At 61.4% G+C, this 8,319-nt stretch carries 9 protein-coding genes; 2 read left to right on the top strand and 7 right to left on the bottom strand.

The genetic code is table 11. The features are described 5' to 3' along the window. Positions 1-211: 211 nt before the first annotated feature. The 6 genes from HP546_RS21770 to HP546_RS21745 form a co-directional block, all read right to left on the bottom strand. Positions 212-1,492 (bottom strand): TRAP transporter large permease, encoded by a 1,281-nt coding sequence (locus tag HP546_RS21770; protein WP_172229324.1) that lies wholly within the window; start codon positions 1,490-1,492, stop codon positions 212-214. After that, positions 1,493-2,023, bottom strand: coding sequence for a TRAP transporter small permease (locus HP546_RS21765; protein WP_172229322.1), 531 nt, complete (start codon positions 2,021-2,023; stop codon positions 1,493-1,495). A gap of 65 nt (positions 2,024-2,088) precedes the next feature. Next, positions 2,089-3,060: a TRAP transporter substrate-binding protein gene (locus HP546_RS21760; RefSeq protein WP_172229320.1), complete on the bottom strand. Its 972-nt coding sequence runs from the start codon at positions 3,058-3,060 to the stop codon at positions 2,089-2,091. Between the two features lie 63 nt (positions 3,061-3,123). Continuing rightward, positions 3,124-4,005, bottom strand: a complete 882-nt coding sequence (locus HP546_RS21755; protein WP_172229318.1) for an SMP-30/gluconolactonase/LRE family protein — start codon at positions 4,003-4,005, stop codon at positions 3,124-3,126. 24 nt (positions 4,006-4,029) lie between these two features. Further along, positions 4,030-4,836: an NAD(P)-dependent oxidoreductase gene (locus HP546_RS21750; protein ID WP_172229316.1), complete on the bottom strand. Its 807-nt coding sequence runs from the start codon at positions 4,834-4,836 to the stop codon at positions 4,030-4,032. A 246-nt stretch (positions 4,837-5,082) separates the two neighbouring features. Beyond that, positions 5,083-6,321 (bottom strand): OprD family porin, encoded by a 1,239-nt coding sequence (locus tag HP546_RS21745; protein WP_172229314.1) that lies wholly within the window; start codon positions 6,319-6,321, stop codon positions 5,083-5,085. Positions 6,322-7,271: 950 nt separating this feature from the next. On the opposite strand from HP546_RS21745, the gene HP546_RS21740 reads away from it, so the two are divergent. Further along, complete coding sequence (locus tag HP546_RS21740) at positions 7,272-7,511, top strand: type II toxin-antitoxin system RelB/DinJ family antitoxin (protein ID WP_028700126.1); 240 nt, start codon at positions 7,272-7,274, stop codon at positions 7,509-7,511. Next, positions 7,501-7,788, top strand: a complete 288-nt coding sequence (locus HP546_RS21735; protein WP_172229312.1) for a type II toxin-antitoxin system RelE/ParE family toxin — start codon at positions 7,501-7,503, stop codon at positions 7,786-7,788. Before HP546_RS21740 ends, HP546_RS21735 begins: the two co-directional genes overlap by 11 nt. Positions 7,789-7,959: 171 nt before the next feature. On the opposite strand, the gene HP546_RS21730 is transcribed toward HP546_RS21735, so the two are convergent. Beyond that, positions 7,960-8,319, bottom strand: a 360-nt coding sequence (locus HP546_RS21730) for a ribonucleotide-diphosphate reductase subunit beta (RefSeq protein WP_172229310.1), incomplete at its 5' end; no start/stop codon positions are given.

Below are 8,319 nucleotides of genomic sequence, written 5' to 3'. Positions count from 1 at the left end.
GGGCGATTGCCAGTTTGCGCGGGAACAGGGTTGCAGCAGAGGAGGGGACAGCCATGTGCAGGATCCATTTGCAGGTTTCGCGTAGGGGGCTGCTTTGCAGCCCATCGCCGGCGAGCCAGCTCCCACAGAGACTGCGCAGGGCTGGACGGCTGCCCAATTCCTGTGGGAGCCGGCTCGCCGGCGATGGGCCGCAAAGCGGCCCCGCTTTCAGTTACAACACCACGCTAGGCAGCCATAGCGAAATGGCCGGAATGTAGGTCACCGCGATCAGTACCAGGAACAGCGCCAGGTAGAACGGCAGCAGTGCCTTCACGGTCGATTCGATGCTCACCTTGCCAACGGCCGAACCGACGAACAGCACCGCCCCCACCGGCGGTGTAATCAAGCCTATCCCCAGGTTCACCAGCATGATCATGCCGAACTGCACCGGGTCCACCCCGATACCGGTAACCACCGGCAGCAGGATCGGCGTGAGGATCAGGATCAGCGGTGCCATGTCCATCACCGTACCCAGCAGCAACAGCATGAAGTTGATGCACATCAGGATCACGTAGCGGTTGTCCGACAGTGTCAGGAACGCCGTGGTGATCTTCGACGGGATCTGCATCAGGGTCATCACGTAGCCAAAGCTGGCGGCAAAGCCGATCAGGATCATCACGATCGAGATGGTCCGCACCGTGCGGTGCATCAGCTTGGGCAGGTCGCGCCACTTGTAGTCGCGGTAGACGAACATGGTCACGAAGAATGACCACACCACGGCCACTGCCGCCGATTCGGTGGCCGTGAATACGCCCGACAGAATGCCGCCAAGGATGATGACCATGGCCATCAGGCCCCATAGCGCCTCGCCGGCGATCTTCAGCGCCTGGCGCAGGGGGATCACTTCGCCCTTGGGGTAGTTGCGCTTCCGGGCGAACAACAGGCACAGGCCCATCATCACCCCACTCAGCAGCAAGCCTGGCATCACCCCGGCCATGAACAGCGAGGCGATCGACACCGTGCCGCCCGCCGCCAGCGAATACAGTACCGAGTTGTGGCTTGGCGGGGTCAGCAATGCCTGCACCGAGCCACTGACGGTCACGGCGGTGGAGAACTCTCGGGGGTAGCCTTTGCGCTCCATCTCCGGGATCAGCACCGAACCCACCGACGCGGTGTCGGCCACCGACGAGCCGGAAATCGCACCGAAAAAGGTCGAGGCCATGATGTTGACCAGCGACAGCCCGCCGCGCACGAAGCCCACCAGCACCCCGGCAAACGCCACCAGGCGCCGTGACATGCCGCCTTCGGCCATGATCGCGCCGGCCAGCACGAAGAACGGAATGGCCAGCAGCGAGAACTTGTTAACCCCACTGGCCACCTGGATCATCATCGCCTGCAGCGGAATGTCGATCCACCAGGCGCCGATCAGTGCCGACAGGCCCAGGGCATAGGCCACCGGCATGCCGAGCAGGATGAGGGCGACGAAACTGCCCAACAGAATGAACGCATCCATTTATGCCGCTCCTTCGCTTTCTTCTTCGAGTTGGTCGAAGCGCACCACCTTGCGCTGGCTCTGGTCGCCCAGCAGCAGTTTCTCCAGCACAAAGACCAGGGTCAGCACACCACCGATCGGGATCGGCGCATAGGTCATGCCCACCCGCACGCCCGGCAGCGATGCCAGAAACTGATTCCAGGTGGTGATGCACAGCTTGGTGCCGTACCAGGTCATGAACACGCACACCAGAATCATCAGCACTTGCACCAGCAGCGCGGCCAGCTGCTGCGGCAGCGGAGGCAGGCGGTCGGTGATCATCGCCACCGCCATGTGCGCCCCGGCCCGGTAGCTGGCGGCGGCGCCGACGAAGGTGAACACCACCATCAGCAGGATGGCCACCGGCTCTGGCCAGCTGGCGCCAGTGCCGAGCACGTAGCGGGCGAAGATGCCCCAGGGGATGATCAGCGACATGGCCAGGATCGACAGGCCGGCGATCCAGATGCAGCCGCGGTAGAGCGTGTCGTTCGCACGCAGGAAAAGGTTTTTCATGGGCATCACCAAAGCGGCAGGGCGGCGGGCGCCGCACTGCCGAGGTCGTTCGGGAAGGGACCGGGTTACTGGACGGCGTCGATGCGCTTCATCAGGTCGGCGTACGGCGCGCCGTATTTTTCACGTACCGAGGCGGTGGCGTCGTAGAACGGCTTCTTGTCGACGCTGATGAATTCCACGCCGGCGGCCTTGAGCTTCTCTTCGCTGGCGGCGGACTTGGCGTCCCACAGTGCGCGTTCTTCCATCTGTGCTTCACGGGCCACTTTTTTCACCAGCACCTGCTGCTCGGGGCTCAGCTTGTTCCACGTGGTCTTGGACATTACTACCGGCTCCGGCAGGATCAGGTGACCGGTCAGGGTGTAGTACTTGGCACTCTGGAAGTGGTTGTGCTCGAGCAGCGTCGGCGGGTTGTTCTCGGCGCCATCGATCACGCCGGTCTGCAGCGCGCTGAAGATCTCCCCGGTGTCCATGGCGATGCCGTTGCCGCCCATGGCGTTCATCATGTCGATGAACAGCGGGTTGCCCTGCACGCGAATCTTCATGCCCTTGAGGTCTTCAAGGCTGCGCACTGGCTTCTTGGTGTAGATGCTGCGCGAGCCACCGTCCATCCAGGCCAGGGCGACCAGGTTGAAATCGGAGTTGGTGATCTTGTCGAGGATCTCCTGGCCGATCTCACCGTCGATGATCTTGCGCATGTGTTCGTGGTCGCGGAATACGAACGGCATGTTGAACACGTTCACATCCGGCACCACCGGGCCGACGATCCCCAGGCTGACGCGGGTCATCTGCACGGCACCGATCTGCGCCTGTTCGATCACTTCCTTTTCCGAGCCCAGCACGCCACCGGCGAACATCTTGAAAGTAATGTCGCCATTGCTGGCCTGTTCGAGTTTTTTGCCCATGTTCTGTTCGGCAACCACCGTCGGGTAGCCGGCCGGGTGGATTTCGGCGAACTTGATGTCCAGTGCCGAGACGGGCATGGACAGGCTGAGGGCGAAGGGGAGTGCGGCAAGAAGCAGCTTGCGTTTGAACGTCATGATGAAACTCCGTGGTTTTTATTATCCGGTTTCGGGCGTGCAAGTGTTGGTGTGGCAAAGGGCTCAGCCCCGGTAGGCAGGTTCCTCGACACCCTTGGTGCCAGGGTTGAGGGCAAATACTCCGCCAGCCAGGGGCTGGTCGCTGAGGTCGGAGCCCGCGGGGCGGATCGAGGTGACGTACAGGGTGTCCAGGTTGGCGCCGCCAAAGGCACACATCGCAGGCTTTTTCACCGGCACGTCGAGTGAGCGGTCAAGCCGACCTTCGGGGGTAAAGCGATGGACCTGCCCGGCATCGTTGCCGCAGATCCAGTAGCAGCCATCCTGGTCGATGGCGGCGCCATCGGGCCGGCCGGGGTAACCGCGCATGTCGACGAACAGCCGTTTGTCGTGCGGCGTGCCGCTGTCGATGTCGTAGTCGAACACCCAGACCTTCTGCACGTTGGGGTGCGAGTCGGACAGGTACATGCGTTTGCCATCGGGGCTGAAGGCCAGGCCGTTAGGCACGATCATGCCATCCAGCTGCAGATGCAGCTGGCCTTCGCCATCATGCCGGTACAGCGCGCCAACGTGGGCGCCCTGCGGCATGTCCATGAGCATGCTGCCGGCCCAGAAGCGGCCTTGGCGGTCACAGCGTCCATCGTTGAAGCGCATGCCAGCCTGGGCATGCTGCACGCTGCTGAGCAGGTGGCTGTCGAGGCTGCCGTCAGCCTTGGCCTGCAGCTGGAATATGCCGCTTTCCATACCGGCCACCCAGCCTTCGCCGCTGCGGGCGATACAGGCGAGCATCTCGTCAGCCTGCCAGACCTGGTGCATGCCATCGGCCGCCTGCCAACGGTGCAGTTGGCGTGCGGGAATATCGACCCAGTACAGGGCCTGTTCGCTTGGGTGCCACACGGGGCTTTCGCCGGTGCCGTTGCGGGCGTCGACGATCAGTTCGCAGTTCATGGCCGTGCCTCCTGGCGCAGTGGGTCAGTTGAACGGGCCGGCCACGGCGAAAGCGCCGCCCTGATAGACCATGCTCGGGTCATCGGCGGCAGGCGCCGGCTGGGCTTCCACGGCGGCGCGGAAGGCTTCCGAGCTGTCCTTGGGCGCGTAGCCCAGGTGCGCGGCATGGCGGTTGTCCCACCACACGGTGCGGTTGTCGGAAGCGCCGTAGACCACGGTGTGGCCAACGTCCGGCGTAGACAGGCCTCGCTCGATCAGCTGCAGCAGGTCGTCATAGCTCAGCCAGGTGCAGAGCATGCGCGGGTTCTGCGGTTGTGGGAACGACGAGCCGATGCGGATGCTGACGGTCTCGATGCCGTAACGGTCGAAGTAGAAACTGGCAACATCCTCGCCATAGCACTTGGACAGCCCGTAGTAGCTGTCGGGACGGCGCGGGGAGTGGGCGTCTATGCGCTCGTCCTGGCGGTAGAAGCCGATGGTGTGGTTGGAGCTGGCGAAGATGATGCGCTTTACGCCATGTTTGCGCGCCGCCTCATAGATGTGGAATACGCCACAGATGTTGGGGCCGAGGATGTCTTCGAAGGAATGCTCGGTGGATACGCCACCGAAGTGGATGATGGCATCAACGCCTTCGACCAGGGCATGCACTGCAGCCTTGTCGGCCAGGTCGCAAGTGACGACCTCTTCATGCGGCCCGGCAGCGGGCGCCATGGGGCTGATATCGGAAAGGCGCAGGACCTCGGCGTAGCCTTGCAGGCGATCGCGAAGGACCTTGCCCAGGCCGCCTGCAGCTCCGGTGAGCAGCAGGCGATTGAGGGGAGTTGTGGTCATGGCCGGCTCTTGTTGTTGATTGTTGTAGGTTGTCGTATGACTTTTGTGATTATTGGCGGTGGTTCCGGTGGTTGTCAATGAGGCTTGTGTGGCTTTTGCCGGCCTCATCGCCGGCAAGCCAGCTCCCACAGGTACTGCACATAGCTTGAAATCGGCGCGCTCGGTGTAGGAGCTGGCTTGTCGTGGCGACGAACCGCTGCGATGGGCCGCAGAGCGGCCCCATAACAGGCAGAACGGTTTTTCCGGTTACAGCAACGAGAGCGGATAGTTGAAAATCAACCGGTTCTCATCAAACTCGTTATTGCTGTAATCCCGACGAATCGAAGAGTTACGCCACTTCACGCTCAAATCCTTGAACGCCCCGCTCTGGATCACATAGGCAAGCTCGGTCTCGCGCACCCATTCCTTGCCATCGGTCACCACCCCGCTGTGGACATCCTGGCCGCTGATATAGCGGTTCATCAGCGTCAAACCCGGCACCCCCACAGTGACGAAGTTGAAGTCATGCCGCACCTGCCACGAACGCTCGTTGGCGTTGTCGAAGCTGGAGTTGTAGCTGTCGTTGGCCAGGGTCCCGCCACTGGTGCCATTGACCCGCATCCAGGTATCGCCATCGACCTTCTGCAACCCCACCCAGAAGGTGTTGCCACCGTACTTGGCCGAGAACATTCCCGAGTAGGTCTTGTTATCCAGTTCGCCTGCGCGCCTGGAACCGTCATCATCGCCATGGAAGTAGCCCAGGTTGGCGCCCAGGGTCCAGTCGCCCAGCGGCTGGCTGTGGCTCAGTTGCAGGTACTGCTGCTGGTAAACGTCCTTCAGCACAGCGTTCCACAGCCCGACCAGGGTGCGGTCCTGGTTGAACTTGTACTCGCCGCCGACGAAGTTGAAGCGGTCCGACACCCCGCCGCCGTAGCTCATGTCTTCCATGCTGGCGTCATTGCGCGGGCTGTTGCCGCGGAACTGGCCGCCGTACAGGGTCAGGCCGGCAATCTCGTTGGAGGTGACCTGCCCGCCGCGGAACGTCTGCGGCAGCGAGCGCCCGTCGTCCGAGCGCAGGATCGGCAGCACCGGCATCCACTCGCCGATCTTCAGTTCGGTCCTGGAAATCCGCGCCTTGCCTGCTACCGCCAGGCGCCCATAGTCATCCGCCGGCCGGCCATCGTCATGACGCGGGAGCAGCGCCGTGCCATAGGTGCCGCCACCGCCGTCGAGCTTCACCGACCACAGCCCCAGCACATCCACGCCGAACCCGATCGGGCCCTCGGTGAATCCCGAACGGGCATCGAGGATGAAGCTTTGCGTCCACTCCTCGGCTTTGCTTTGCGGGTTGGCGGGGTTGGTGAAATTACGGTTGATGTAGAAGTTGCGCAGCCCGAGCGTGGCCTTGCTGTCCTCGACAAAACCCGCCGCCAGGCTAGTGCCTGGCAGGCCGGCAATGACCCCGGCGCCGAGCAGGGCGAAGGGAAGGGTTTGGCAGATTTTCATTATTGTTGTGCTCCCGAAGGGTGTAGCAGCCCGTCCACCGGGCACGCGCAAGCGGCCTGCGGCAGGGGCGAGTAGATTACGGGCCGGTCAGGGCCTGGGGTGACTGCGTACTAGCCGGCGGCTAGGTACCGGTGGATGTACGTGAGCTGGCCGCGGGAAAAGAGGTGTGCAACAGGCGTGGATGGAGCGGGATGAGCGTCGACATGATTTCGTCCACTGATTGTTGTTTTTGTTATGCGTTGTCGTACAACTGTGGGCGATTATTAGCAAGGAGGCGGTAGGCTGTCAATCCGTAATCAGCCAGCGATCAAGGCTGAAATACCCGAAAAACGGACGCACGTGCTCTACAATGCCGCGTGTAAAGACATACGACGACCCTGTCCGCACCCAGGCCCTTGATGGCGCTCGGCCTTTGGTACGAGCGGGTTCATCAATGCATTGAACCGCCGCGAACACGGGCGGAGCGCGTGCCATTCTCCCCCTTTACCAATCAAATCCAGTTGGCGGTGGACCCTGCCGCAACCCTGGGCTGTCTTCAGATCTGGCCTCGCCCTCGACCACGCAGACTGGCATGTCCAGTCCCGGCATCCTCGTTGGTGCCGTACCCCTCCTGTCGGCGTGGGCGGGGCTTCTTCTTTTTTCGCAAGGCTTCCCGGCTAAGATCGAGCGCTCCCTGGCGCTATGGGCGACAGCTATCTTGGCAAATTTCCGTGCTACGCGATTCCCTGTAAGAGCGGCCTTGTGTCGCGAAAGGGCCGCACAGCTGCCCCGGCAATATTACAGGTGCGGAGTCTGGGGCCGCTGCACGACCCAAAGCAGCTCCTACGGCGATTGCGCTAGCGGCTCATAAGTGAATGGACTGTGGCCACTGCCAGCGAACAATCCGCCATTGCAGAATCACCAAGATCAGTGCATTGTAATGACATTCGTCATTACATGAGGGCCAGGTTATGGCTTCCATCAACATCCGCGTCGACGATGATCTCAAAGCCCGCGCCTACAAAGAGCTCGAGCGCCTCGGCGTAACCCCCTCTGAACTCATGCGACAGGCTCTGCAATATGTAGCTGAGCGGGGCAAGTTACCCTTCCGGCCGGTCCTCATGACCGAAGAAGATGAAGACCTCATTGCCACTGTGCAGGAGCGACTGGCTTCGCCGCAGCGCGTGAGGGTGCAGCTGGATGACCTATAGCCTCGACTTCGATTCCCGTGCATTGAAAGAGTGGAAGAAACTGGGCGATACCGTGCGTCAGCAGTTCAAGAAGAAACTGGCAGAGGTTCTGCTGAATCCTCGGGTTGAAGCCAATCGTCTTCACTCGCTACCAGACAGCTACAAGATAAAGCTGCGCAGCAGCCGGTATAGGCTGATCTATCAGGTCATTGACCAAGAGATCGTGGTTTTTGTCGTCGCTGTCGATCGCCGTGAAAGAGACCAAGCTTACAAAAAGGCTGCTGAGCGACTCGAGTAGGCCTCCAGGATATGGCAGTCCCAGGCTGCAGTCTCAAGGTAGACATCGCCAAAAAGCTAGAGCTCTGATTCTGTGGGAGCGGGCTTGCCCGCGAAGAACCCCATTCTGCCATTCCCGAGCCAATAAAAAAGGCTGCCAATCGGCAGCCTTCTTGATGTTCAGCCCGGAAAATCAGTCCCAGCTCAACGCCCCACCCGTCTGATACTCGATCACTCGCGTCTCAAAGAAGTTCTTCTCTTTCTTCAAGTCCATGATTTCGCTCATCCAAGGGAACGGGTTGGTAGTCCCTGGATACTCTTCTTTCAGACCAATCTGGGTCAGGCGACGGTTGGCGATGAACTTGAGGTAGTCCTCCATCATCGCGGCATTCATGCCCAGCACGCCGCGTGGCATGGTGTCGCGGGCGTATTCGATCTCCAGCTGGGTCCCTTGCAGGATCATCTGGGTCGCCTCTTCCTTCATCGCCGCGTCCCACAGGTGCGGGTTCTCGATCTTGATCTGGTTGATCACGTCGATACCGAAGTTCAGGTG

The organism is Pseudomonas sp. CM25 (genome assembly GCF_013179705.1).
Taxonomy (GTDB): domain Bacteria; phylum Pseudomonadota; class Gammaproteobacteria; order Pseudomonadales; family Pseudomonadaceae; genus Aquipseudomonas.
The sequence above is the reverse complement of the archived record's forward strand: the minus strand, read 5'-3'. Positions and strand labels throughout refer to the sequence as shown.